At 57.7% G+C, this 24,090-nt stretch carries 27 protein-coding genes; 18 read left to right on the top strand and 9 right to left on the bottom strand.

Annotated features, from left to right (window positions below; all coding sequences use genetic code 11):
• Nucleotides 1–39: 39 nt before the first annotated feature.
• Both DOS48_RS20505 and DOS48_RS20500 read left to right on the top strand, forming a co-directional pair.
• Nucleotides 40–1,146: a DNA cytosine methyltransferase gene (locus tag DOS48_RS20505; RefSeq protein ID WP_127117516.1), complete on the top strand. Its 1,107-nt coding sequence runs from the start codon at nt 40–42 to the stop codon at nt 1,144–1,146.
• 149 nt (nt 1,147–1,295) lie between these two features.
• Nucleotides 1,296–2,087: a hypothetical protein gene (locus DOS48_RS20500; protein ID WP_127117515.1), complete on the top strand. Its 792-nt coding sequence runs from the start codon at nt 1,296–1,298 to the stop codon at nt 2,085–2,087.
• A gap of 236 nt (nt 2,088–2,323) precedes the next feature.
• Here the strand turns inward: DOS48_RS20500 and DOS48_RS20495 are convergent, their stop codons facing one another.
• The 4 genes from DOS48_RS20495 to DOS48_RS20480 form a co-directional block, all read right to left on the bottom strand.
• Nucleotides 2,324–3,121: a DUF6339 family protein gene (locus DOS48_RS20495; RefSeq protein WP_127117514.1), complete on the bottom strand. Its 798-nt coding sequence runs from the start codon at nt 3,119–3,121 to the stop codon at nt 2,324–2,326.
• A complete protein-coding gene (locus DOS48_RS20490) occupies nt 3,118–4,194 on the bottom strand; it encodes a hypothetical protein (RefSeq protein WP_127117513.1) in 1,077 nt (358 codons plus the stop codon). Before DOS48_RS20490 ends, DOS48_RS20495 begins: the two co-directional genes overlap by 4 nt.
• A gap of 2 nt (nt 4,195–4,196) precedes the next feature.
• Nucleotides 4,197–6,200 carry a hypothetical protein gene (locus tag DOS48_RS20485; protein ID WP_127117512.1) on the bottom strand — a complete coding sequence of 668 codons (2,004 nt, stop codon included), beginning with the start codon at nt 6,198–6,200 and terminating at the stop codon, nt 4,197–4,199.
• A 256-nt stretch (nt 6,201–6,456) separates the two neighbouring features.
• On the bottom strand, nt 6,457–6,771 hold the full coding sequence (locus DOS48_RS20480; protein WP_168654228.1) for a hypothetical protein: 315 nt from the start codon (nt 6,769–6,771) through the stop codon (nt 6,457–6,459).
• A 57-nt stretch (nt 6,772–6,828) separates the two neighbouring features.
• Here DOS48_RS20480 and DOS48_RS20475 point away from each other — a divergent pair, with 57 nt between their 5' ends.
• From DOS48_RS20475 to DOS48_RS20465, 3 genes are all read left to right on the top strand, one after another.
• Entirely contained in the window at nt 6,829–7,014 is a 186-nt protein-coding gene (locus tag DOS48_RS20475) for a hypothetical protein (RefSeq protein ID WP_127117511.1), read from the top strand.
• A gap of 106 nt (nt 7,015–7,120) precedes the next feature.
• A complete protein-coding gene (locus tag DOS48_RS20470; RefSeq protein WP_127118854.1) occupies nt 7,121–8,395 on the top strand; it encodes an RNA-guided endonuclease TnpB family protein in 1,275 nt (424 codons plus the stop codon).
• Between the two features lie 561 nt (nt 8,396–8,956).
• Nucleotides 8,957–9,190: a hypothetical protein gene (locus DOS48_RS20465; RefSeq protein ID WP_244629382.1), complete on the top strand. Its 234-nt coding sequence runs from the start codon at nt 8,957–8,959 to the stop codon at nt 9,188–9,190.
• 103 nt (nt 9,191–9,293) lie between these two features.
• On the opposite strand, the gene DOS48_RS20460 is transcribed toward DOS48_RS20465, so the two are convergent.
• Both DOS48_RS20460 and DOS48_RS20455 read right to left on the bottom strand, forming a co-directional pair.
• Nucleotides 9,294–9,857 (bottom strand): hypothetical protein, encoded by a 564-nt coding sequence (locus DOS48_RS20460; protein ID WP_127117510.1) that lies wholly within the window; start codon nt 9,855–9,857, stop codon nt 9,294–9,296.
• Nucleotides 9,858–9,934: 77 nt separating this feature from the next.
• Nucleotides 9,935–10,630: a hypothetical protein gene (locus DOS48_RS20455; RefSeq protein WP_127117509.1), complete on the bottom strand. Its 696-nt coding sequence runs from the start codon at nt 10,628–10,630 to the stop codon at nt 9,935–9,937.
• Nucleotides 10,631–10,824: 194 nt separating this feature from the next.
• On the opposite strand from DOS48_RS20455, the gene DOS48_RS20450 reads away from it, so the two are divergent.
• From DOS48_RS20450 to DOS48_RS20410, 9 genes are all read left to right on the top strand, one after another.
• Nucleotides 10,825–11,511 carry a hypothetical protein gene (locus DOS48_RS20450; protein WP_127117508.1) on the top strand — a complete coding sequence of 229 codons (687 nt, stop codon included), beginning with the start codon at nt 10,825–10,827 and terminating at the stop codon, nt 11,509–11,511.
• A gap of 6 nt (nt 11,512–11,517) precedes the next feature.
• A complete protein-coding gene (locus DOS48_RS20445) occupies nt 11,518–12,597 on the top strand; it encodes a hypothetical protein (protein WP_127117507.1) in 1,080 nt (359 codons plus the stop codon).
• A 64-nt stretch (nt 12,598–12,661) separates the two neighbouring features.
• The gene (locus DOS48_RS20440) at nt 12,662–13,297 is read left to right on the top strand and encodes a hypothetical protein (protein ID WP_127117506.1); all 636 of its coding nucleotides are present in this window, start codon (nt 12,662–12,664) and stop codon (nt 13,295–13,297) included.
• Complete coding sequence (locus DOS48_RS20435) at nt 13,297–13,959, top strand: hypothetical protein (RefSeq protein WP_127117505.1); 663 nt, start codon at nt 13,297–13,299, stop codon at nt 13,957–13,959. The genes DOS48_RS20440 and DOS48_RS20435 overlap by 1 nt, the downstream gene beginning before the upstream one ends.
• 539 nt (nt 13,960–14,498) lie before the next feature.
• Nucleotides 14,499–14,681 (top strand): hypothetical protein, encoded by a 183-nt coding sequence (locus DOS48_RS20430; RefSeq protein WP_127117503.1) that lies wholly within the window; start codon nt 14,499–14,501, stop codon nt 14,679–14,681.
• Between the two features lie 201 nt (nt 14,682–14,882).
• Complete coding sequence (locus DOS48_RS20425) at nt 14,883–15,254, top strand: helix-turn-helix transcriptional regulator (RefSeq protein WP_244629381.1); 372 nt, start codon at nt 14,883–14,885, stop codon at nt 15,252–15,254.
• Nucleotides 15,247–15,852 carry a J domain-containing protein gene (locus tag DOS48_RS20420; protein ID WP_127117501.1) on the top strand — a complete coding sequence of 202 codons (606 nt, stop codon included), beginning with the start codon at nt 15,247–15,249 and terminating at the stop codon, nt 15,850–15,852. The genes DOS48_RS20425 and DOS48_RS20420 overlap by 8 nt, the downstream gene beginning before the upstream one ends.
• Complete coding sequence (locus DOS48_RS20415) at nt 15,849–16,229, top strand: hypothetical protein (RefSeq protein ID WP_244629380.1); 381 nt, start codon at nt 15,849–15,851, stop codon at nt 16,227–16,229. Before DOS48_RS20420 ends, DOS48_RS20415 begins: the two co-directional genes overlap by 4 nt.
• Complete coding sequence (locus DOS48_RS20410; protein ID WP_127117500.1) at nt 16,226–17,257, top strand: site-specific integrase; 1,032 nt, start codon at nt 16,226–16,228, stop codon at nt 17,255–17,257. The genes DOS48_RS20415 and DOS48_RS20410 overlap by 4 nt, the downstream gene beginning before the upstream one ends.
• A gap of 196 nt (nt 17,258–17,453) precedes the next feature.
• Here the strand turns inward: DOS48_RS20410 and DOS48_RS20405 are convergent, their stop codons facing one another.
• Nucleotides 17,454–17,861, bottom strand: coding sequence for a DUF4112 domain-containing protein (locus DOS48_RS20405; RefSeq protein WP_127117499.1), 408 nt, complete (start codon nt 17,859–17,861; stop codon nt 17,454–17,456).
• A 166-nt stretch (nt 17,862–18,027) separates the two neighbouring features.
• Between DOS48_RS20405 and DOS48_RS20400 the strand changes: the two genes are divergently transcribed.
• Nucleotides 18,028–18,405, top strand: a complete 378-nt coding sequence (locus DOS48_RS20400; RefSeq protein ID WP_127117498.1) for a YccF domain-containing protein — start codon at nt 18,028–18,030, stop codon at nt 18,403–18,405.
• A gap of 304 nt (nt 18,406–18,709) precedes the next feature.
• Here DOS48_RS20400 and DOS48_RS20395 read toward each other — a convergent pair whose 3' ends face one another.
• The gene (locus tag DOS48_RS20395) at nt 18,710–19,606 is read right to left on the bottom strand and encodes a hypothetical protein (RefSeq protein WP_127117497.1); all 897 of its coding nucleotides are present in this window, start codon (nt 19,604–19,606) and stop codon (nt 18,710–18,712) included.
• Nucleotides 19,607–19,862: 256 nt separating this feature from the next.
• Between DOS48_RS20395 and DOS48_RS20390 the strand changes: the two genes are divergently transcribed.
• Nucleotides 19,863–20,645: a DUF429 domain-containing protein gene (locus DOS48_RS20390; protein WP_127117496.1), complete on the top strand. Its 783-nt coding sequence runs from the start codon at nt 19,863–19,865 to the stop codon at nt 20,643–20,645.
• Nucleotides 20,646–20,715: 70 nt separating this feature from the next.
• Here DOS48_RS20390 and DOS48_RS20385 read toward each other — a convergent pair whose 3' ends face one another.
• Nucleotides 20,716–21,111: a thioredoxin gene (locus DOS48_RS20385; protein WP_127117495.1), complete on the bottom strand. Its 396-nt coding sequence runs from the start codon at nt 21,109–21,111 to the stop codon at nt 20,716–20,718.
• 127 nt (nt 21,112–21,238) lie between these two features.
• Between DOS48_RS20385 and DOS48_RS20380 the strand changes: the two genes are divergently transcribed.
• Together DOS48_RS20380 and DOS48_RS20375 are read left to right on the top strand one after the other, a co-directional pair.
• On the top strand, nt 21,239–22,162 hold the full coding sequence (locus tag DOS48_RS20380; protein WP_127117494.1) for a PLP-dependent cysteine synthase family protein: 924 nt from the start codon (nt 21,239–21,241) through the stop codon (nt 22,160–22,162).
• 174 nt (nt 22,163–22,336) lie between these two features.
• A complete protein-coding gene (locus tag DOS48_RS20375; RefSeq protein ID WP_127117493.1) occupies nt 22,337–24,037 on the top strand; it encodes a hypothetical protein in 1,701 nt (566 codons plus the stop codon).
• Nucleotides 24,038–24,090: the final 53 nt, after the last annotated feature.

Here is a 24,090-nt window from a genome sequence, read left to right as displayed (position 1 = left end):
GCACAGAAGATTTAATGTCGCGGTTAAAGAGGATACAGCATGAAAGTATCCGCTGTCGACCTCTTCTGTGGAGCGGGTGGTCTCACTAGAGGCCTCGAGGATGCCGGCGTCGACGTCTCGGTCGGGATTGACGTCGACCCTGAGTGTAAGTATCCGTATGAGGAGAATAATGATGCGGACTTCCGTCTCACGGACATCCGGCCGCTCGCAAAGAACCCGGAGCGGATCGCTGCTCAATTCGAGCGAAACGCTGATGTCCGGATACTCGCCGGTTGTGCCCCCTGTCAGCCGTTCTCACCAATGAACCACGGAGGCGATAGTAGCCAACACGACAAGTATGGGATGCTTGGCGAGTTCCGTGATATTGTAGAGTATGTCCGTCCCGACGTCGTGGTGATGGAGAACGTCTTCGAGGTTCGAAACCACCGACCGTACGAGATCTTTGAACAGACGCTCGAGAGAATGGGATATTCGGTAAATAGCGACGAAGACAAGAACGTCTACTGCCCAGAGTATGGAATCCCTCAGAAGCGGAAACGATGGGTCTTGATCGCTTCGCTTGATGGCACTATTGAACTAGGCGAGCCAGTCACGACAGACGAGTCGGAGTACCCGACCGTACGCGACGCAATTGGCCATCTACCCCCGCTTGAGAACGGTGAAAAAGATCCCGATCGGAAGCTACACCAAGCTCGTGACCTTTCCGAACTGAACGAAGAGCGGATCCGGAACATGAGGCCTGGCGAGGACTGGACCGTGTGGGAAGAAGAGGACAAAGAACACCTGCTACTTGATTGTCATAAGAAGGCCAGCGGGCGTAGCTACAGAGCACCTTACGGGCGGATGTCGCCTGATGAGCCGGCACCGACGATGACAACACAGTTCTACAACTACGGGAGCGGCCGGTTCGGTCACTATGACACCGAACAAGATCGCGCACTCTCGGTTCTCGAGGGCGCGATGATTCAGACCTTCCCCGAAGATTACAAGTTCGTTAAAGACTGGGATGACGCGTCAATTACACGCCTCGGCCGTATGATCGGGAACGCCGTACCTCCGCTGCTCGGCCAGCGTATTGGTGAAGCAATCCTCTCGCACTACGACGCCGGGGAGGAAGCCGTCCCAGAACCATCCATCGCAGACTGATTCGAGAGCTCCCCCGACTCCATGCGAGGGAAATATATTCGCTCCGCATAGAGTTCGGGTAAGATGGCTAGCCCCGGAGTATCTGAAGGCTCGCTACTAGTTCCTATTCGTGCTAAGAGCGTCTTATCTACTTTCGTTAGGGTGAACCCATGAGTGAGTATAGGGACGATGAACGGCCAACTATTCTCCACTGCTTCGCCGACAAGGGGACTGAGTCGGAGGTGCTCTCAAACTTCGGTGACGTCATTCGAGTGAGCATCGATCCTCAAGACACGAACGAGAGTGAGCCGATCGCTGCGGACGCTCATCTCCTGCCTGAGGGTGACGAAGAGAAAGACTGGGGTTTCCCGATTAAGGACGAGGTGACGTTTGACCTCGGCGTCTTCCACCCCGTATGTACCAAGTGGGCAGCGACGACGAGTATCTCAGGGGACCCTGACGAGCACGAGAACATGATTCCGAGTGCTCGTTCTATCGCTCAGGATTACTGCGACCACTACGTCATTGAGAATGTCCCGAAAGCCGAACCACTCCGGGATCCGACAATCCTCAGCGGGCGGATGTTTGGCCTTCCGATAGAGTATGAGCGCGCATTCGAGACTTCCTTCCACGTAGCTTCACCGCCCCGTGAGAGGGCGTTCTTGACCACGAACGGTAGTTCTGACACGACCGAGACCTCGTCGTTCTTCTTCTCAGAGCGGTCAAAGGAGTGGTGGGCGTCAACAAAAGGGTACGACCCAAGGCCATACACCAAGCAACACATGGCCAAGAACACGATCCCCGCACCCTTCATCCAGTACCTGGTCAGAGCGTGGTTAGCGGTCTACGAGGAAGAGCAGGGCGTAACTGAGAATCGTGTCGATTATTCTGACTACGACGAGCGGATGGAAACCAGCCGGCGAGAAGCAGACAATAAACAACTGACCGACTTCGAAGAGTAACCAACTGTGTCTGGAGGCCTTCTTTCACTCTAGATTTGACCATTTCGGGCTGTCTGATGATGTCTTCCTCACATTAAGCGTTCAACCGATCAGTCTCAGGAGATATACCCTTTGAGTTATAGTATGATATAAGACTGAATTACCATAGGCCCTTTGTTAGCCACTTTAGATTGCGCAAAATCCAGCTGGTTCGGTTTTTGAATCGCAACCCTGTTCTGGAGGGTTCTAGCGATATTCTACGAATCAGTGGCTGCGGTTGACTCCTCTACCTCACTGCGGATACTACGAAGGGTCTTTTTCAGATCGGACTTTCGTTGCCCCTCATAGGGGAAGACCGAGCCAGACTTCCTGAAACGCTTGATTGTCTCGTCAATGACGTCGTTGTCTACCAAACTTCCCTCTTCGTCGTCCTCTGCTTCGTCGTACAACACATCAAGTAGAGCCCTCACTGCCGGTTCATATCGGGCCATGGGTGTGTCGAAAACTAGAAGCGAGAATCGTCGCCTGCTGAGTGCGCGCCGGGTGGGTTCGTAATTAACGCTCCCATCATCATTCTCCTCACACGTCAGCTCAGCTATCCACCAGGCTCGCTCAAAAGTACTGGCTTTCCCGTCAAGAGCCCTAGCCTGTGTCCAGAACTTCTCTTTCATCGCCGAAACGCTGTTGAACGCCCATCGATGGTTAACAAACCATGGGAAGTATAATATCGCAAACGCACTCCAGAGCCCCGAATCGGACGCCTCCGCCCGGGTTAGATCAACACAGCGATGAACAACGACAGCCGACTCCGGGTCTGCTTGCGCGGTTTCGGGGGTCGTATCCGACGCGATGGCCCTCAGTTCATCTTCCAGCGTGGCTAAGTCGGCTGTCAGCCCAGTCGATTGGATATGTGGCTCAAGTTCCGTCTGAGGGATGCTGTCGTAATCGCCACGTAGAAACTCATCGTACTTACTGAGCAGACTCTGTGCCCCATCCGCCAGTCTAACCAGCTCCTGTCCATCCTCAAGATCACTGCTAGGATCCCAAACGCTCATCGGCCACCCACCCTCTTTGCGTGGTTATTGACCTGTTCAGCAGGATTTAGTAGCCCCTGGACCGCCTGTTCAATCCGTTCTGTCGCAGCCATGGGACTTTCTTCTAGCTCCTGTTGTAGCGACTCTGCGGCTTTCTGTGGAGACTTATCTTCTCCTTCATACAGGTACTCACTCAACATTTCGAATACCGCTGGTTGCCACTCTGGTGTCCACTCTTTTGAGTCGGAATTATACTCGTCGGCAGCGACCTGGACCATTCTGGTCCATACGGGCGTCATTACTTGATCCCAGATCAACTCGGCCGTGAGATCGTCGTAATTGCTATCTCCGTTCCACACAATATCAACCACCTGGTCATGATCCTCATTGAAATAAAGGACTGGATTGTTTGGATCTCGTTTCAGATCTAGGTAGTACATCCGATCGGCTGGCGGGAACGGCGTTTCGTCGTCTTCATTCTCTCTCTCAAATGATGTCCGCTCAACTTGTAGCACATCGTCGCTCCCCGGATCTTCCTCGGTGATTTCGATCCGACACTCACTACCGTCAGAAAGGAGGGTTCCAGGTTCGGTCGCATAGTCATGGCTCGGTGCCAACCCGAGTGACGATTCAGTTTTTGATTTGAGAGGCTTAGACCGGAGGAGGTAGGGACGGAGAACGAGTCTATCCTCTATATTGTCTGCGGAGATTGTGAGCGTGTCGTCTACCGTTTCAGCACCGACTTCGTGTCCATCGTTCAGGACTGTCCCTGCTCGCGTGTAGGTACTCACACAGTGACCAGCTATGACGACGTCCGCGGGCCCTTTGTCCGGGGGGTCAGCCGCGGTACTTTCTCCGATCTCGGGAAGGACTTCGTTAAGGAGCGAACTTGGGACGTTTACACAGAGGGTGAACTCAATCTCTGACCAACCTTGGTACTCGGTGAGATCAAGTCGTCGGTCGTCTTCCGGCTCGATAGCCTCGTCGCCATCAACCGCATACTCTTCAATCCAGAAATCAAGTTCGCCAAGCGCACAGTGGTGAGGAAATGTCTCGTACTTGAGCGGTCGGTTTAGTTGGATCGTGCTGGACATGTTCAGCTACTCACCTCCACGGAACCATCCGTCAGCTTGAGTCTGGTCTTCGACACATCTCCAAGCCGCGCCCGACGTCCAGGGAGTCGAGCTTCGATACTGTACTCTACATTCTTGACGTCGCCTTGGACCTCTATACGTCCTTTCTCACCGTGTTCTAGGGTTTCCGTTGTGGTCGAACCACTCCCACTCTCCACCTCGGCGTCCACGTCTTCAATGACGACCGTATCAGCCTCTCTGTTGTCCTCAAAGAGTGCGACGATTTCGAAAGTCGTTTCCCATCCGTCGATTGGATTTCCTGCGATCTGTTTCCGTTCGGTATTCGGTCCGATACTGCCAGTAAAATTCCAACTGTTTCCAACGATCTCGTCCTTAATATCCCAGTCAAACAGCGGTGGGATGGTCGGTGTCGGAGGATTTGTACCCCCGTCCTTCGCAAGATCCGAACGCGTTTTGGGCAGTATGTCGCGACCAGGTCGTGTCAGCGACCCCCCTTGGCGTGATTGGTTGTACAGTATCTTCGAGAGACCGTTGCGGAGAATCTTAGTTGAGATGTCGTCAGCCGGCCCTTTCGCGCCATATTCGTACTTCGCGCTCAGCTCGTCATTCTTTTCCCCGTACCAACGGTCATGCATCGGCGGCTCCGCCATCGCCAGAAAGTCGTCAATTGCTTCGTCGGTAGAATCGTGGGACTCCCCTGGTAAAGTGCGCGCTTTCCCTGCTGCGAGGAGAGCGTGGTACTTTCCAGAGTGGCCGAGGTAGTGGCCTGACTTGTACTTCACGACCATGCCCGGACCTCTGAACATGGCTATCTCACCGATTCGCTTAGACGCTGGTCCCTCGGTATCGCTCGGATTAGCTTTCCGGGCGGCGACAGTTACGTGCCCGTCAGACGGTGTAGGGTACTCTTCGTTCTCCTCACACTCGTCTTCCTTCTTGCTGACGATGCTATACTCTTCGTTGGTCTTCGCTACCGTTCCCGGTCCTTTGAACGATTCTGGGGCCTCACGTATCTGATCGTAGCAGGTGACGAACGGAGCGATTCTCTCGTGGTCTTTGATAGTATCTTTCGTGAGTCTTGAGCTGTGACCACACATGTTGATGTCGACTTCTAGATCACCCGCTCGGATTGCCGGCCAAAAGTAGTCCGCAGTTGATTTTTCGAACTCCCGACACAGCTCCTGCGGCGAGGGTTGGTCGTCCATGGCTGGGTCGGCCGGGTCACGGAACCCCGGAATCATGATGGTGGTCCCGTAACTGTCTGGCCGGCCCATCTCAAGATTGTCAGCCAAGTCACTAGCAGCGTCACCCCAGATAGACTCTGGCCGTTGGAGCTCATCACGCTCCATTCCCGACTGGGCGCCGAACCATCCATCGTTCGCGTAGCACTCCCCGTCTGATAGTTCGTGTGTCGGAATGAAACACCGCCCGACCAATCGAGGAGAGGTCTGGCCTTCCATTTCCTTTGCCAAAGTAGAATTGAAGAGGACAGTTTGAAAGCCAGAGGCAACCCAGAGGAGTGTACTTCCCAACCCGTGACGACCGCCTGTACTCCCTCCCTTGTTACTCGCACCTGGGTCACGTATTAGCGCTGCGTAGTCAGAGTCCTGGTCCTCCTCGTTTCCTTGAATCCCTTTGGCGTTCTCCTCTTCTACAATCAGAATCCTGAACGTCCCTCCGTCCTCAAGGTATTCGACGTAATCTGTGAGTCCGTGTCCATCTTGATCCTTCCCAGCGGCCTTTACGTGATCATACAGCTTGTTCCACCGCAACGCCTCTTCGAACACAGTGCGGTCGTCAAACTCATGGAGACGAAACGAGACTTTAACGGGATCGTTTGGATCCTCTCTTGCGTCCGTCGAATTTTGGAGAATTTCTCGGACAAAAGTCTCCAAATCTCGACTGAACGTCTTCTTCTGTATTAATCCCTGTTTTCGGGAGCGACCGCAGGGAACTTCTTCAAACCACCATAGCCCAGCGGAATCCTCATTACCACTTGTGCTCATTAAAATTGACAAACAAACAAACACTAATCAATGTTTGGTTAGGAAATTGGTAATGTTCAGACAAGCAGATAACATGCGAAGGCAAACGATCTGAGCCACAGATTTGCTGTTTCTGCTTCGGTGTTTCTGAAGTAATTGAGAAACTGGTAATTCTGCGTTCTAACATTGAGAACGTACTCGCTTTCAGAACTGTTCAGACCGAGGTCAAGAGATACTCTTGCGGCTACTCAGACGTCGTCGATGGGTTGGTGGATCCCTACTCGTCGCGTATGTCGTCGCCGTGGAGGATACGTACGAGTCGGAGCCCACAGACATCGTCAGACTCGCTCAACGCCGACTCCACGGCGAGGTCCCCCGACTGACGTTTCGGAAGAGGATGTTGACCGTCCCAACGAACTCTTGTTACGTGCTCTGAAGGAAGACAAACTTCTCGCTCTGTTTTGTCGTAGGCGTATCGCTCGGCGACCACGTGGACACCGTGCTCGGCAGTGGAGAGGGTCTTGTCGGGGTTCGGCGTCCACATGTCGGGCAGTTCGACGTCACGAGTCTCGTAGAGGGTCTCGTTAATCAAGAGTGATGTCCTAGACTTGGCAAAATAGTTTTACCGGATAACAAGTCAAGTGTCTGTATGGAAATAACTGAAGTAACAGAATCAAATCATGCACCATCGCTTGAAATTGAGGTTAGGAATGACACTGATGACGGCCAAATTGTGGTAAGATTCGCGTATATTACCCCTCCTAATTCTGGACCAGAGTTGAGGAGATTTTATACAGAACCAAGGAGAATACCTGCGCCTTTAGGCGCAGGATGAATCCGACAATACTCTGCACCAACCACCGTCGATGGCATAACCGGATATTCCACGCTAACCGGCACTATTAACAAAACGGCACACATAACCAGTTATGAAGCCAGAAATGAGTCGAACCATCCGAACCTTCGAGGCCACGATCACGAACCAGCAACAGGTTCGTGACTACCTCGACCAACTCGGATGGGCCGCCTCAAAACTCTGGAACGTCGGTCGCTACTACGCACAAGAACAGTGGGACGAGACGGGCGAGATTCCCGATGACGGGGAACTCAAAGCCGAACTCAAGGGCCACGAACGCTACACGGACTTACATTCTCAATCCAGTCAGCGCGTTCTCGAAGAACTCGCTGAAGCGTTCAACGGCTGGTTCGGAAAGCGTCAGAACGGCGACGACCGTGCCCGACCGCCCGGCTATCGCAAAAGCGGCGATTCCCACCCACGTTCAACCGTGTCGTTCAAATCGGCTGGCTTCAAGCACGATGCACAGTTCAATCGCGTTCGCCTCTCGAAAGGTCGCAACCTCAAAGAACACCGTTCAGACTTCATACTCTGTGAGTATCAGACTCGCCCGGATGTTGACCTAACCGAGTGGGATATTCAACAGGTTCGAGCCGTCCACAAACGCGACAAATGGCGACTGCAATTCGTCTGTCGCACCACGATTGACCCGGAACCGCCGGGTGACGGGGTGGCCGGTGTTGACCTCGGGATTTGCAACTTCGCCGCCGTCTCGTTCGGTGGCGAGTCGGTGTTGTATCCCGGTGGCGCACTCAAAGAGGACGAATACTACTTCACAAAAAAGAAGGCCAAGTGCGACGATTCTTCGTCCCTTGAGGCGACTCGTCTTGACCGGAAGTGGACTGGTCGCCGGACACACTTCTTACACTCCCTCTCGAAAGCGATCGTGGAACAGTGTGTCGAACGAGGTGTCGGGACGCTTGTCGTTGGTGACCTTGGCGGCATTCGTGAGGATGATGAGAGTGGCGAATCTCGTAATTGGGGCGACCACGGCAACCTCGACTTGCACGGGTGGGCGTTCGACCGCTTCACAACGCTTCTCGACTACAAGGCGGAAGCGGAAGGCATCGACGTGGAGTTAGAATCGGAACGCGACACGTCGAAGTCGTGTTCAGCGTGTGGTCACACAGACAAGAATCAGCGCGTTGAACGCGGACTGTACGTCTGTGAGGAGTGCGACACGGTGGCGAACGCGGACGTTAACGGTGCGGAGAATATTCGGCAAAAGGTACTCCCGAGTCTCGCCACGGATGGCGGTGATAGGGATAACGGCTGGTTGGCACAGCCAGCGGTTCACCTGTTCGACCGTAGTGAGGGTATTTTCGCCCCACGAGAACAGGTTGCTAACCGCGAACCGTAATATCCCAACTCAGCGGTGCGGTGCCGTGGGATTCCCGCGTCTTCAGGCGCGGGAGGATGTCAAATTGTGAACTCTGCTTTGGATGATTATTTAAAAGGAGAGGAATTCAAATCGTTGTCTGAAATGGAAGATATAGCCACTGAAGAAGCAAAAAAGCGGGTCAAAAATTCAGAGTTTCTCAATAACTAGGAGACAGTCCGCGTACATCCAATGACGAAGTAGATAATCTTTCTAATTGACTATTTTGCTTCCTCCTCAGACTGTCTGACTCTCACCGACAAATAATGGAAAAACCGAACAGACCAAATGTTGATTTAGTCTTTATTCTGTTAGTACCAGCTCTCTTGTGTATAGTTTATTTTTTAACTCCGATGGCCCTCCAACAGCAACTCGCACTCGCACCAAGCGATCCACAGTGGTACACGGTATTTACGGCCGCGTACTTCCACGCAAGCGCCAGCCACCTCAGCGGCAACCTCTTCAGTTACTTTCTTGCTACGGGCTACACCTCAACATCGCTTCGCGAGCGTTACAGTCCAGGTCGTTTCCGGCGGTCTGGTCGTGACTGTGCTGGCGGTCTCCCTTGTGAACAGAATCAGCCATGAGGCGCTCGTCGCCGGGCTGGCGGGGCTGGAGGGTGACTGTATCTGTTCGTACGAGGACCTGCCGGAGAGGTTCGAGGACGTGTACGTGCTCGACCGCGACGAGAAGCGGTTCATCAACAGCGGGAAACGCGGCGAGGCGAAGGACGCGAAAGAGCGGTTAGTGATGAACTTCGATCCGGAGGGAGTTTGAGACAGTAAGGATGATCTTGAGCTGGAATCGGATCTAAGAAGATACTCTGAAAATCTATACCGCAAATGATTGTTCTTGCTTGTAGGGGCGCAAATATAGCAGTCTAGTACTTTGTGTATTCTTCACACACTTCATCGATATTACTTTCTACTAAATGTAGTGTGAAAAGACCAAGCAAGGGGAGAAGAGCAGATTCACCACCAGCGATCAACATGAGTGTTCCATCACGAACAACGTTCTTTTTCGACCTTGTAGCTTGAGTGAGGGACTGAAGACTATTCTCACCACAAATTATAGGATAATACTGCCTTACTAGAACCTCTACAAAGTCGTCGCCCGGGTACATGAGCCATTCGTGATTGAGTATGGGGTCATTTAGATCGACTACTTTGGCAACACCTCTTGAGGTAGACTGTGAGAATCCACTTGGCAAATCGTTCGATTGTAATTCGTTCAATATCCACTCTGGTTGAGTGTTCCAGACCTCGTTTATTCCAGAATTGAGCTCTGGATGATCTCGCTGAAGATCGATATGTGGGTTATTTTGTAGGTCAAGTGCTGTGACGAAGATCGCCTCTGTAACCCATCCACTTTGATAGTCTTGTTTTATCAGCAATTCTGCGATCTCATTTGCTACGGCCTCAGTCTCCGGATTTCTGTTTACCATGATTTAGAATATCCTTCACTATCTGATATATCATGGGATATACTTCCAATCAATCTCAATCCATCAGAGCCGCTCAATCAAGATTCTTCAATAAATATCTCCAGTTCAGCCCTGTCGTACCCGTACTTCGCCATCACCTGCTCAATCTTCCGAACGCAGTCGTTCGCGGAGAAGTTGGTCTCCACGTACAGATTAGTATCCGGAATCCGCCGAGGCGAGACCAGATCAGACTGCCGGCCCTCCTCCACAAAGTAGCTTCGCGTCCGACCGTCGATCTCGGTAATACGCTCCTGATCATCCACGTCGCGAAGGATCGCCGCGACCCCCACTGTCAGCGCGTCCGCCCAGCTGCCGACGTCGTGCGTCTCGCCGAGGATCTTGATTACCGAGGGCGTCGTACCGGTGTAGTCGTCGACGTCGTCGGACTCGCTCGACGCCGACGCCGCAGCGAGGTCCTCGCGACTGACGTTTTGGAGGAGCATGTTGACCGTCTCGGCGAACTCCTGGTACGCACCCTGGAGGAAGACGAACTTCTCGCTCTGTTTGTCGTAGGCGTAGCGCTCGGCGACCGCGTGGACGCCGCGCTCGGCGGTGGAGAGGGTCTTGTCGGGGTTCGGCGTCCACATGTCGAGCAGTTCGATGTCGCGGTTGCCCCGGCTGTACTGGCGGAGGGTGTTCTCGATATCGGTGGACTTGCCGATCTTGATGTCCATAATTTTGAGCCCGGAGTATTCGAGATGAGAAATCCGAATCGCGTAGACCACGTCGCTCATGGGTGGGTTTTGTGAGAGTGGTCTCTTGAGGGTTTCCTGCATTAGCCTATTAAATTCGGCCCAAGTGTGTCACCTAAAAAAGAGAACGATGGCTAGTCGGTCTCGCAATGTGGGATTCTATCTGTTTATTTCAAATTTTACTAAGTGTGTCTTCGGGGGAAAGAATTATTAGTCGAACATATTATTTGATAGGTATGAAAGCTGGCGTGGTTGGTCTAATCGACGGAAGCTTAGACGATGTCTCGTCGTTCCATAATACGTTTGAGAAGGATGGAACAGAGTTCACACATTCATTCCAAGTTAGGAATACAAACCACACCACGGGTGGTAGAGAGGTAATTAGCGGTCAAGCGGCAACACAAGAGGTGGAAGACGATACGAACATACACATTGACCCAGACACTGGTGATATTAGCGTACAAGATGAACCGTTAAAAAAGGGGAAATACACCGATTTCGTTTTAGTACCCGATGAGTTCGTGGCTGTTGGTAGCGGTCGTGGGACATTTGTGTTCGACATTCTGTCCTACGAACACAGTGTAAATGGCTTGAATAGATCGACGATAGATCTGAATGAGTATGCTGAGAGGTACTATACAGCTGAGAACGTCGACCCTTGGCAGGTAGGATTCTACGGGAATGTTGGAAATGCGGAGAAAGGTGTTGTGTACGGAGAGAATGTATTTTCCGATGATGAGATTGGCGAGGTATTGGAGCGCTCCCAACTGAATCAATTAGGGCTCCAATTTGAGAGAGACGGGCAGATTATCAAGACCACGATGAGCGAAAGCGGCTACGTAGAAATATATCAACCGTCGAACTTTGAATCGGAAGACTACGCAGAGTTTATTCTCAACGACCTAACCTCGTTCATGGAGTGAATAAAAATGAGCACTGAGACAGATACCGAAGCGAAGGAACAGGAAGAGGAAGAAGAGACATTTGAGTATGGCGGTGGTGAATTAGTATTTAATAGTATTATACGAACCGACGTAAAACGAGACGATCCTGAGGGGCTACGAGACCAGATTCTTGATCAACTTCCCGACTTTGAACAAGGAGATCCCGGCCAACAAGGGTCCGGCTCAATTGAACTTAATCTCGAAGAGTTTGCTGAGGAAGAGAATGTACAATTCGACCTACGCGAAGTGGCTGATGATATTTTAGGGATAGAATACAGGTACGAGGAATATCCGAATGAGCCCATTGAGGCCGTGGAATATCGTGATGGAGAACCTCGATATGTGGATGCTTTTCCCCGGAAGACTCGCAGCGTGTTCCTATATTGGGACTACCCGAAGACAATATTTGTACAAGGTGCGCAGACGAGGGTTGACGATGTAGCACCCACTGTTAATAGTTCTCTCAAAAATAAAGTTAGTTTTACATATCACGATTTTGACGAAGAGTTCTTACTTTGGCTCGTACTCAAGGACAAGCACTCGGAAGATCTATCGACCGGCTTAGAAATTGTCGAATTGAATTCAACTGAAATCACTGGAGGAGATCCTGCTGACTTCGGTCGGGACGCAGAGGTGGACGATTCCGACGATATTTCGCAATCATTGCCCATCTTAGCAGGTATCCTGAAAGATATGGACGTTGCCATGTTAGAAGGCGACTTTGCGATTGGAAAGCATAGAGTAAACGCTAAAATATTCGGTGATGGCCGAGTCAGGTTGTATGCGAACCGCGACTTAGGACCATCCACAAAACTGGAGCGTGCGCTTATCTCTATTAAATTCTTAACTGAAATAATGGAAGAATACCGCTCATGGGAAGACCTACCGACTGAAGAGAAATATCCCCACCCACGTTATTTCGAAGACTTACACAACGAAGCAAATGACATGGGGGCAAACTTTGATTTTGACTTTACGCCACTGGTTCACCGGTACGCCGATCTCCGAGGTGAGGATCCTAACTCATACAATCTTGACTTTGAAATCTACGAACCGGATGAGTGACAATGACGCAACCAAGGCAAAATCGTATAGCAGATGAACCCGTAGTGTTAATCAGACGCACTACATGCCAATAGTGGGAATTCGGGAAATCAGTGTTGAAGACAGCTGGGACCCGAGTGACGACACTATTGGTGAATCGTTCACTATCCAGTCCAAAACTACGGAGACTAGAGAAAGAGAGTTTTCGGGATGGCAGTTTGAGGACCAAGATATCACGTCTATTGAATTTGAGTATATCCCTAGTTCGGGGTTTGGTTCAGTCCAACCAACTACTGGCAAAATTGAAATTCGTCCATCATCTGGTTTATTATTCGTTATTTCTGATTCTGGGACAAAAGAAGTCGATCAGGTCATAAGGGATCTCAGAAAGTCCGTTGATGAGAACCTAGCAATCAATAAGAGATTAGTATTGAATAGACAGGTCATATGGCAATTTGTACTAGCAGGAAATCCTCAGAGAATAGACGTAGTTACCCCATTCGGAGGCGTTCAACGGATAGCTCTGGTTGAGGACCCACATAGTAGCGTTGACTTTGAGGATGCCAAAGGCAACTATCCAGTTGATTCTGCCAAGATCGAATTTACGCATGAGTCTGAACCATTCGACGTGCGATACCTTGATGATAAGCTGGATATCGAATCGGATCTATCGGGAGATGTCGAATTTATAATCCAGACTTTTGAGTCTGCGGTGAGATAATGTACAACTCTTCGCCGCTTTGGGAGAGAAGTTATTTTGCTAGAAAATCCCGCCGTTTTTGGAATCACTACTCAGATTCAAACCTTTTTAAGATAACGTCCCCACTTTCATCGGTCTTTTGGATATTTTCCTCAATATTTTCTAGTTACTCAACGCCATTAGCAATCACCGCGGTTGGAACTCTTATTTTACCTGCGTTTTATTATTACTACATGTTTCGCCCATTTAATATAGAAATAGACTGGAAACAACTAACTCCACAAAACAGTACCACGGAGAGAGCTAATTATAGGGGGCGTATCAATGTCGGAGAGGACAAGGCTAGAATCAGAATAACCGCGTTATTTGATACTCATGTTAATGCGTACAGCCTCCAACTCGAATCAGATAATGGGGTAGATATCTATCCCACAAGCGGGAGTCTGCCTAGTGTGGCAGATTATGATGAAGATACAAAAACAATTAGCGCGGATGGTGTTGACAATGCCAAGTTCTTTTTCACCCTAGTTGTTGAGGCTGACGAGGATATGGCAATTCACGATCCTGCTGTACGGATTAAAGACACACACAAATACAGCCAAGGGTTGCTTGAAATACTACCAGATCGGGTCTTAGACCTGTTCAGAAGACACCCAGTGATAATGAGGTTCACACTTCACTGAAGTGGATCTAAGAGGGTCTCAATTTTTAAGATCACTAGGGTCAACCTCTCCCCTGAGATATTTTCGACCAAGATTAGAGATTTGGTATATACCTCGCTCTTGGTCGTAATACTCTATCAGGCCATGATCACGCAAAACAGACACGTGTTCTCGAATCGTTTGGTGTCCCCAGTCTGTGTTCACGGAGATCAATGCCGGAGTGAGTGCCAGTTCATCTTCGTCCCCGTTCGCCAACTTTTCGAGAATATCCCGATCAACGGGTGTCATCCATGAGGCAAGAGGGGGACGCATTATCCTATGAGGCTAATAGGATTATCAATGCGCTTTATTATTTTCATGCGGGTAATCCACAAACCCATTAGTCGTTCTAACAAACTAAACTGTAGGCAAGATTTATACTGCTGACCTACAGAACAGTTTGTATCGGAAGCACTCTCGCGGACCCGTCGCTCCTCGATGGGTCCACTCTGAAAGGATTGCGGACCCCGCTGCTTGGGACAGCGGGTCCGCGTGGGCTTCCGTGATAGAGCACGAAAGCCATGTACGCAATCGCCACCGGGGAGCAAGAATCCCCCGGACTGACGGCAGACGGATCGACCCTGACTGACGAGTACCCGGCAGCGCTCGCGACACTCGTTCGCGCCGACCGCGCGAGCCACGACGTCGCCCAGACCACGCTCCGCGAGTTCCGCGGCGAGGTGGACCTGTACCCCGACCGATGAGCGACGCGAGCGCCCCGTCCGGAACCGCGTTCCGAACCACCGAAACCCGACCACGGCATCGGGAACGCGACCGGCCGGAACCGTTCGGAACGCTCCGGGTCACGCTAAACCACGCGTCGGGCGGACTCCGACGCATGCCGACTCGCACCGACGCGACCAGCACCGCGCGACGACCGACCGATGCCGTCTGAGGACACCACTATGAGCGACGCCCACACCCAGCCGACCGACGAGCCGAACCGTGACGAGACCGCCCGCGACGACACCGCCTGGTACGACCTGCTCGGATTCCAGCGCGACCTCCTCCTGGTCGCCGCCGAAGTGGAAGGCGAGGAACTGCCGAAGGGACTCACCCTGATGGACCGCCTCGAAGCGCGCTACGCGGACCCGATCAACCACGGCCGCCTGTACACCAACCTGAGCGGCCTCGAAGACGAGGGCCTGATCGAGACCGAGGAGATCGACGGACGCACCAACGCCTACCGCGTCACCGACCGCGCCCGCGAGCTGCTCGCTGGACACCGCGACGCGATCGACGACGCACTCGACGCGGGAGGTAAGGACGATGAGTAACCTCGACTGGCCCAGAGGGTGGGACCGGACGCCCGAGTCCGAGCGCGAGCGCAACCGGAGCTTCGAGGCGACGCTCGCGAGGACCACCGAGGACCTCGCGACCGAACTGGATCGAATGGGCGTCGACCACTGGCGCGCGTCGACCGGGAACGGCCACACGAAGTCGAACGGCCTCCCGCTCCACAACGCGAACCCGGACGATCCGGGGTTCGTCCTCCGGTGGAGCGACGACGGCGAGGAGTTCGCCGTCGCCTGCGACGCCTACTCGCGACTCCGCGACAACGTCCGCACCGTCTACAAGTGGGTTCACGAGACCCGCATGCGGGGGAACCGCCCGGTCGAGACCGGTGACTCCGAGTTCGCGGCGGCCCGCCTCCCGCCGGGAGACGCCGACGAGGACGTGATCGTGGCCGGATCTGCTACGAGCAAACCGGCGCACGAGGTTCTCGGCGTCGACGCGTACGCCGCCGATTCCGAGGTGGTCGACGCCTACCACGAGCGCGTCAAGGAGGCGCACCCGGACCACGGCGGATCGGAGGAAGAACTGTATCGCGTTCGCGACGCGAAAGAGGAGATGCTCGGAGGTGACGACGCGTGAGCCCGACCGTCGAGGTCGTCGTGCGACGCAATCGCCACGGTTCCGTGCTGGCGTACGCGGAGCGCGACCGTGCGGCCCGGCTCCTCGCCGACCACCGAAGCGTGCTCCAATCGCTCTACGCGCTCGTGGACCGGCGTTACGGCGCGGACGGCGAGACCGTCGCGCGCCTCGGCGTTTGCGAGGACACCCGCGTCGTCGACGAACTCGATCTTCGCGACCGATTCCGGCGCGACCTCGACGCCGACCGCGCGATCTCGCTCGTCGAGGACCTCCGGTACCACGCCGGCGAGCGCGAACTGGTGGCCTGCGGGGGCGAGCCGAGGGCTGAGATCGATGCGACGACAGACCGCGCCGACAAGCTGGAGGGCTCACGGTGAGCGACGACCTCGATCCCATCACCCCGAGCGCCGCGCTCGACTACTATCTCGACGCGCGCCGCGGTGAGCTCGCCGACGCGACGCTCCGCGACCACGCGTACCGCATCGGGACGTTCGTCGACTGGCTCGAAGACCGGAAACAGGTCGCCAACATGAACGACGTCGACGTCCGGATGGTCCACGAGTGGCGCGTCTGGAAGCGCGAGGACAACGGCGACCACGACCCCTGCAACATGATGACGATGCAGGGGCAGGTCTCGACGGTCAAGCAGTTCCTCTACCGCGTCGCCGACATCAAGGGCGTCCCCGAGACCCTCCCGGACCGTATCCGCGTCCCGTCGCCCTCGAAGGACGAGCAGTCGAACGACACCATCCTCTCCTCGGAGCGCACGAAGGCCATCTTGGAGTACCTCTCCACCTACGAGTACGCGTCCCGCCGGCACGTCACGCTCCTGCTCATGTGGCGCGTCCCGGCCCGGCGCGGGGGCATCCGCGCGCTCGACCTCGGTGACTGGGACTCAGAGGACCGCGCCCTCCAGTTCCGACACCGCCCGCCGTTGACGCCCCTGAAGAACGGCTCCACGAGCGAGCGCGACGTGATTCTGAAAGAGCAGGTCGCCGAGGTCGTCGACGACTACGTCGACGGCCCGCGCATCGACGTGATCGACGACCAGGGGCGCAAGCCGCTCATCACGACGAAACGCGGCCGGCCCGGCGTCTCCACCCTCCAGCGGTGGATCTACTGCGTGACGCGGCCGTGCGTCATCGGCGAGGAGTGCCCCCACGACCGCGATCCCGACGAGTGCGAGGCAATCCCGTCGCAAAAGGCGAGCAAGTGCCCGTCGTCGCGCGCCCCGCACCACGTGCGGACCGGCTCGGTCACGGCGCACCGGACGGCCGGAACGCCTCGACCCGTGATCAGCGATCGCGGCGACGCGTCGGAGGACGTACTCGAAAAGCACTACGACAAGGCCGGCAACCGCGAGCGAGCGCGCCGGCGGCAGGAACACATTCCGGAGGACATCTAACATGTACACGAGCGCAAATACGAGAGAATCGCCCGACCGAAAAGCCAAAACCGTGTTGGCCCACCTACAACGTCCGCGGTCTCTGGCCGTGGCGTATTAGGGGCCGGGAACTCCCCAGCCACCTAATTTCGGTCTTCTACACTCCGAGAGTGACCGCGCTGAGACACGTCTGCGCTCGACCTACCCGCGTGTCGAGTTACGTCTCGGGATCCGGTTCGGCGAGGGCAGCGAGCACGCACTGAACGTTCCGTCGGTTCGCCTTCCAGACGGAGTCGAACAGGGTGCCGACGTAGGGGAGCGAGCCGCCAGCAACGTCGATCGCGATGTTCAGAATCATCCGGAGCAGCGTCGCGTACGAGACGCCAAGCGCGGCGGCCTCGGCGACGAGATACAGCGAGAGTCCGGCGCTGGCTAGGTCGCCAGCGACCGGAAGGACGCCGAGGATGGGGTCGATTCCGACACTGACGTTCGTTCCCGGAATCCGGACGCTCTCGTCGAGGGCGTACGCGACGGCGTCCATCCGACGGAGCGCCGCCGCGTCGACGGTGGCCGGTAACTCCCCGTCGTACGCCACGTCGAACCGCGACTCGAACTGTCCTGCCATACGCCTCGTTCGAGCCCGACGAGCAAAGCCACCGCGGTGTCCCGAGGGGGTTTGGCTCCGAACGTCTCGCGTGTAAGCGTTGGCGCCGAATCGAGCAGCGCACGCAGGGGGCTCACCGATCCGAAACGGACGACACGGGTTTACCGTCGGGGGATCTATCGCGGCCATGGCACAACGCTCCGTCTTCGTTCGCGCGCTGTGGTTCCTGGCTATCGGGTGGTGGGCGACGCCGATCGTCGTCAACACCGCGTGGCTGCTCAACCTCACCGTCGTCCTGCTGCCCATCGGGATCAAGCTCATCAACCTCGTCCCGACGGTGTTGACCCTCGCGGAACCGCGGTCGCTCTCGGAGCCCGAGTCGTCGCGGGGGCAGTCGTCGCTCGTCGTTCGCGGGATCTACTTCCTCTTCGTCGGGTGGTGGCTGAGCCTGCTGTGGGCGAACGTCGCCTCGGCGCTCGCGATCACGGTCGTGGGGCTGCCGGTCGCGATCTGGATGCTCAACCGGCTGCCGTACGTCACCTCGCTGTACCGGTTCCACGGCTGACCGGCGGCTCGGTGCGGTCGAGGACGCTCGACGCCGAAACCACACCAAGGTACGGCCGCCGTTTCATACCCGTTCGGATCTTTGGAAATCCGACTCTTCAGACACATTCTCGCCTGAAGCAGCCGCTCGATGGGAACTGTACATTGAATGTCGAGGATTCCACCGGATCAGAGAGGTGTTCCAATAGTCGTGCGTGATACACCGCGCGTATCCGGCATGTCACTGGTGTCTCCACTACGAGTTACGACAGGGTCTTCGACGTTCATTCCAACAAAGTCGCCGCTTGAAAACCGTGTCTCTCGACTTATTCTCCGAGTGACCCCGACGCTATGGCGGCACGGCGGCTGACGACCGCGTACAGCTCTCGAATGACGACGGCGGCGGCCGCACCGAGAGACCCGAGTGCGGTTGCAACCACGAGTGCGGGGACGGACCAGCTCGGATCGATGATGTAGTCAGGGTTAGCGGCGATGAACGCGAATGCGGTGGTATGTCCCAAGACGACCGCAGCGTTGCCGAGCCACGCGAGCACGATCCCGCGCCAGTACAAGTAAACGAGCGTCGCAATCGGAGTGCCGAACACGGCATACACAAAGGGCTGGTAGGCTGGATACGAGGCGTACAGCCAGAACGTGAACGGGACCGAGAGAACGGCGGCGACAACAATGACGGCGAGCGCTTTGTAGCGGTCCTCTGGCGAGCCGAAGAAGCGTTCTGACACTGAACGCTCGCTCGGCGGCCTCCATCGGCGGAAGACGGACCCAACGACGACGGCGAGAGCGCCGACGGCGAGGCCGAGCCGGATGTGGGTCGGAAGCGTGACACTGAGAACATCGATCTCTAAGATATCTGGCAACGGGCTGAATACCACTCGTGCGAGCGCCGACGCGACTGGTAGGAGAGGCCCCGCTGCGAGCGTGTAGAGTATGGCGCCACCGTGATACTGGACGAGAATAGCGATCGCCGCTGCGGGCAGGTAGAGGATGGCGGCAGCATTGGAGTGACCGATACCACTGATCTCTGGAGTGACCGCGCGGATGGCACTGAATTGGGTGGTCACCTCCGTACTCGCACCGTAGGCCGCGTTCGACCGCCAGTAGGCGGCATAGAGTAGGAATGAGAAGACGAACAGAATAACGAGGGTACCAGCGAGACGGTGGCGGACGTCAGGATTGCCGAGGAGGCCACGGCGGACATCCATAGGTAATTACTACCCGAAGATTCGGTTAAGTGGTTGGATATCAACTGGCTATCCTTTACTGACCACAACCGAGGGTGGAACCTATCACTTGTTGAGGATTTCAACAGACCCACTCGTTCGTAACCGTCTCCTCAGTTGACTGGTCGCTGTGAGTGAGCGATCGGCTGTCCCGAAACCGGCGTCGTGACGCACCGCTCGCGGGGGCGTCGGCGCCTCCGAGCAACGAACTCATGCCGTTCGCGCCACTACCCGCAGTATGACCTCGTACGTCGGCGTCGACTGGGCGTCCCGCGGGTGGCTCGCGGTCGCCATCGAGGACGGCGAGTGGACCGCGCGGATGCACCCTTCGATACATAGCGTCTGGTTCGACCACCGCGACGCGGCGGCGATTCTCGTCGACATCCCAATCGGCCTCCCCGAGTCGGCGCGCCGGGACTGTGACCGAGGCGCGAAGGCGTTTCTCGGCGGGGACCGCGCTCGCAGCGTCTTCTGGACGCCGAGTCGCGCCGCGGTCGAACAGGAGACGTACGACGCGGCCAAGCGGGCGAACCGCGACGCCCGCGGCGACAGCCTCTCCACACAGGCGTGGGGGCTGATCCCGCGGATCCGCGAGGTGGATCGGTTCCTGCGGGACACCGAGGCCGCGCGCGCCGTCGTCGCGGAGTCGCACCCCGAGGTGTGTTACGCCTCGTTCGCCGGCGGGACCGTCGGCTCGAAACACGACGACGACGGCTTACAAGAGCGGCGCGCGATCCTCGAAGCGACGGCGGAGAGTGCGGCGGGCGTCTACGACGAGTTCGTCGAGACCCACATCGAGGGACAGCCCTCGTGGGCGCGTCGCATCGGCGAGTCGAACCGCGACGACCTGCTGGACGCGTCGGTGCTCGCGCTCACCGCGAGCGCGGGAGCCGACTCGTTGAAGCGCACGTTCGACGACCCGGAGACGGACCGGGCGTCGGTCCCGAGGGACGCGGAGGGGCTCCCGATGCAGATCGTGTACGCCGATCCGGAGTCGGTCTCACCGAAGCCTCAGGAGTAACCCGCCCGGCGTCGGCGTCGAGAGCCGGGCGTCAGGCGCTCGCTTCCGCGTCGGCGTCGAGAGCCGGGCGTCAGGCGCTCGCTTCCGCGTCGGCGAGCCGCGTCGCGAGGAACTCGGCGATGGACACGTCGGCGTCCTCGACGAAGCGAGCGACCTCGTCGCCGGCGGGAGACTCGACAACGACGGTCGGAATCAGCTCGATGTCGTACTCGTCGACGCCCTCGCCCTCCTTCCCCTCCGGACTCTTCGTCACGGGGAAGTCCTCGATGCGGTCGTCGGGGACGCCGGCCGCCGCGAGCGCCGCGCCGAACGCCGGCAGCTGTCGCTGACAGTCGATACACCAGTCGCCGCCCCACACCTTGAACCGGTAGTCTGCGGCGCCGAGCGCGTCCAACACGGCGGGGTCGAGGTCGGCGGCGTCGGGAGCCGCGTCGTCGGAATCGGGGTCGAGCGTTTCGAGTGACATGGCCGCTCGTACGCCGGGCACGTTTGTAAACGCCGCGTCGGTGGCAACCGCCCGCCGCCCTGCCGCCCCGCTGCCCCGCCTTGGCCGAGTCCGTCGGGCATTTGAGTGGCGCCGCCCTGGGTCGGACATGAACGAGGATCTGTTGGACACGCTCGGCTCGCCGCTCGTGCGGGTCGACGCCCCGCCCGAGACGACGGTGGCGGCGAAAGTCGAGTCGCGCAATCCGGGCGGCTCGGCCAAGGACCGCCCGGCGCTGTACATGGTCGAGGCGGCCGAGGCGGAGGGCGACCTGACGCCCGGCGACGGCATCGTCGAGCCCACCTCCGGCAACACGGGCATCGGGCTGGCGATGGTCGGCGCGGTGAAGGGGTACGACGTGACGCTCGTGATGCCGGAGGGGAAGTCGGTCGAGCGCCGGCGGCTCATGCGCGCGTACGGCGCCGACGTGGAGCTCGTCGACGGCGACATCTCCGCGGCGAAGGCCCGCGCCGACGCGCTCGAAGCGGAGGGGATGGTCCAGCTCCGCCAGTTCGACAACCCCGCGAACCCGCGAGCGCACTACGAGACCACCGCCTCAGAGATACTCGACCAGGTGGACGGTCGCACCGTGGACGCGCTCGTCGCCGGCGTCGGCACCGGCGGAACCCTCACCGGCATCGGGCGCCGGCTCCGCGAGGCGTTTCCGGACGTGCGCATCGACGCCGTCGAGCCGAGCGACAACGCCGTCCTCTCCGGCGGCGAGCCGGGCGTCGACGACTTTCAGGGCATGGGACCGGGGTTCGTCTCGCCGAACCTCGACACCGACCTGATAGACGAGGTCCACCGCGTCGACATCGCCGACGCCGAGGCCGAGTGCCGCCGCCTCGCCCGCGAGGAGGGGCTGCTCGTCGGGCAGTCGTCGGGCGCCTCCAACCTCGCGGCCAAAGACGTCGCCGCGGAACTCCGAGACGAGGGGGCGTTCGCCGGCGACGAGCCGCTCGTTATCACCGTCTTCTGGGACAGCGGCGAGCGCTACCTCACCGCCGGCACCTTCGACGCGCCGTCGGAGTAGTACGCGGTCGATGCGGTTTACGCACATTTTAACTACTGCGCGGTGACATTCCGCGTATGCGTTCCGCCGCGCCACCCTCCAGGTCGCCAGAACGGTCCGGCCCCCTCGGTCGGCCCACCGATCGAAGCGATCGGCTGCGGCGTCGGAACCGACCGACAGTCACCACCGAAACTCATGTCTTCACGCCCTCCAGCCGACGACCCTGACGAACCGGCAGCCGACGACGACTCGCAGTGGCCGCCCGCCGACTCGACGTCCGCAACGCCCTCGCCGCCGTGGATCGCCCTCGGCGTCGTCGGGCTCGTCGTGGTCGCGGTCGGGTGGTTCTTCCGGCCGTGGCTCCACGGCATCGTGTACACCGTCTACACCACGCCGCTCGTGCTCCTCGGACTCGTCACCGCCGCCGTCGCGGCGTGGGCGACCGCCCGGTCGCGGACCCGCGTCGAGACGGTCGTCAACACGCTCTCCAGCGACGACCACACGGTCACGCCGGTTCGCGTGGGGCTGGTCGTGTTCGTCCTCACCGCCTTCGCGCTGTTGCCCGTCGCCAACGCGGTCGCCGGCGTGACGCTGAGCGACCAGACGATGGGCTCGACCGCCACGGTGGAACGGCTCGACAACGCCGACGCCGACAACCCACGAATCGTGACGCGGGCGGTGGCGGACCGCTACGCGTCCAACACGCTCAACCGACCGCAGTACCGGGTGGGCGAGACGGACATCAGCGTCGTCAACGGGACGCCCTACTGGGCGGCGCCGCTGGCCCCGGACGGGCTGTTCAACACCGTCACGAAGCGACAGGCGGGGACCGTCCTCGTCGACATGACGACGCAGGGGGCGAACGTCCGGTCGGTCGACGGCGAACTCGAGATCGGCGTCGGGACCGCCTTCTACCGCAACTACCGCTGGACGCTCCTGAAGTCACAGGCGTACCTCGTCGACTACGGCGACCCCAAGATGGTCGTCCACGAGGGGACACAGTACATCGTCGTCCCCTACTCGGAGCCGCAGTTCCACCTGACGCCGATCCCGCACACCACGCCGCAGTGGGGCGGCGTCGCCGTCATCGACCCGTCCGGATCGACCGAGCTGCTCTCGCCGGAGGCGGCCGCCGAGAGCCCCGTTCTCGACGACCAACAGCTGTTCCCCGAGGACCTCGCGCTGCGGGCGGTCGGGGCGACGAAGTACCGCAACGGGATCATCAACACCTACACCAGCCACGAAGACGAGATCGAGATCGCCCCGCTGCCGGGCGACGATAACGACCAGCCGTTCTTCGTCCTCTCCGAGTCGGGCCCGCAGTACGTCGTCGCCGTCGAGCCGTACGGCGACGCGCAGGGGCTCCAGGAGCTGTGGACGATCGACGGCCAGACCGGGACCTTCGAGCGGTACGTCCCGGAGGACTCGCTGTTCGGTCCACAGCGCGCCGCAGACCTCGTCAGACAGTCCGCCCCCCAGACCGACTGGGACCGCTTCGACCCGGCCGAACCGATCCTGACGGTCGTCGACGACCGGGAGTACTGGCAGGTCCGGGTCGTCCCCGAAGACAACAGCGGCATCGCCTACGTCGCCTTCGTGGACGCGCGGTCCGGCGACGTCAGGTCGTTCGCCGAGACCGACGCGATCACGCGGTTCCTCGGCGGCGAGACGCCCGCCGAGACGCCCCCGGACTCGGAGTCGAGCGAGGCGACGGAGCGGACGCCCACGGTCGTCATCCAGCGCGTCGCCGCGAACGGGACCGTGCTGGAGACGATGGAGGTGTACGACGACGAGTCCGTCGACATCCGGACGCCGACGAACGCCTCCGCGCCCGCCGGAAACGACACCGCGCAGGCGCTCGCGCCCCGAAGCGGCGTGCGGGCACACCTGCGGTAATCGCGTCGCGGTCAGCGGTTGTCGTCGACGCCTCCTTTTAAACAATAACCGCC

The organism is Halorubrum sp. PV6 (assembly GCF_003990725.2).
Taxonomy (GTDB): Archaea; Halobacteriota; Halobacteria; order Halobacteriales; family Haloferacaceae; genus Halorubrum.
Note: the sequence above shows the minus strand (reverse complement) of the source record. Positions and strands in the feature narration are given on the sequence as shown.

Coding starts and splice junctions, on each gene's coding strand:
- DOS48_RS20505 (WP_127117516.1), top strand. CDS start 40: ATGAAAGTATCCGCTGTCGACCTCTTCTGTGGAGCGGGTGGTCTCACT.
- DOS48_RS20500 (WP_127117515.1), top strand. CDS start 1,296: ATGAGTGAGTATAGGGACGATGAACGGCCAACTATTCTCCACTGCTTC.
- DOS48_RS20495 (WP_127117514.1), bottom strand. CDS start 3,121: ATGAGCGTTTGGGATCCTAGCAGTGATCTTGAGGATGGACAGGAGCTG.
- DOS48_RS20490 (WP_127117513.1), bottom strand. CDS start 4,194: ATGTCCAGCACGATCCAACTAAACCGACCGCTCAAGTACGAGACATTT.
- DOS48_RS20485 (WP_127117512.1), bottom strand. CDS start 6,200: ATGAGCACAAGTGGTAATGAGGATTCCGCTGGGCTATGGTGGTTTGAA.
- DOS48_RS20475 (WP_127117511.1), top strand. CDS start 6,829: ATGGAAATAACTGAAGTAACAGAATCAAATCATGCACCATCGCTTGAA.
- DOS48_RS20470 (WP_127118854.1), top strand. CDS start 7,121: ATGAGTCGAACCATCCGAACCTTCGAGGCCACGATCACGAACCAGCAA.
- DOS48_RS20460 (WP_127117510.1), bottom strand. CDS start 9,857: ATGGTAAACAGAAATCCGGAGACTGAGGCCGTAGCAAATGAGATCGCA.
- DOS48_RS20455 (WP_127117509.1), bottom strand. CDS start 10,630: ATGAGCGACGTGGTCTACGCGATTCGGATTTCTCATCTCGAATACTCC.
- DOS48_RS20450 (WP_127117508.1), top strand. CDS start 10,825: ATGAAAGCTGGCGTGGTTGGTCTAATCGACGGAAGCTTAGACGATGTC.
- DOS48_RS20445 (WP_127117507.1), top strand. CDS start 11,518: ATGAGCACTGAGACAGATACCGAAGCGAAGGAACAGGAAGAGGAAGAA.
- DOS48_RS20440 (WP_127117506.1), top strand. CDS start 12,662: ATGCCAATAGTGGGAATTCGGGAAATCAGTGTTGAAGACAGCTGGGAC.
- DOS48_RS20435 (WP_127117505.1), top strand. CDS start 13,297: ATGTACAACTCTTCGCCGCTTTGGGAGAGAAGTTATTTTGCTAGAAAA.
- DOS48_RS20430 (WP_127117503.1), top strand. CDS start 14,499: ATGTACGCAATCGCCACCGGGGAGCAAGAATCCCCCGGACTGACGGCA.
- DOS48_RS20425 (WP_244629381.1), top strand. CDS start 14,883: ATGAGCGACGCCCACACCCAGCCGACCGACGAGCCGAACCGTGACGAG.
- DOS48_RS20420 (WP_127117501.1), top strand. CDS start 15,247: ATGAGTAACCTCGACTGGCCCAGAGGGTGGGACCGGACGCCCGAGTCC.
- DOS48_RS20405 (WP_127117499.1), bottom strand. CDS start 17,861: ATGGCAGGACAGTTCGAGTCGCGGTTCGACGTGGCGTACGACGGGGAG.
- DOS48_RS20400 (WP_127117498.1), top strand. CDS start 18,028: ATGGCACAACGCTCCGTCTTCGTTCGCGCGCTGTGGTTCCTGGCTATC.
- DOS48_RS20395 (WP_127117497.1), bottom strand. CDS start 19,606: ATGGATGTCCGCCGTGGCCTCCTCGGCAATCCTGACGTCCGCCACCGT.
- DOS48_RS20390 (WP_127117496.1), top strand. CDS start 19,863: ATGACCTCGTACGTCGGCGTCGACTGGGCGTCCCGCGGGTGGCTCGCG.
- DOS48_RS20385 (WP_127117495.1), bottom strand. CDS start 21,111: ATGTCACTCGAAACGCTCGACCCCGATTCCGACGACGCGGCTCCCGAC.
- DOS48_RS20380 (WP_127117494.1), top strand. CDS start 21,239: ATGAACGAGGATCTGTTGGACACGCTCGGCTCGCCGCTCGTGCGGGTC.
- DOS48_RS20375 (WP_127117493.1), top strand. CDS start 22,337: ATGTCTTCACGCCCTCCAGCCGACGACCCTGACGAACCGGCAGCCGAC.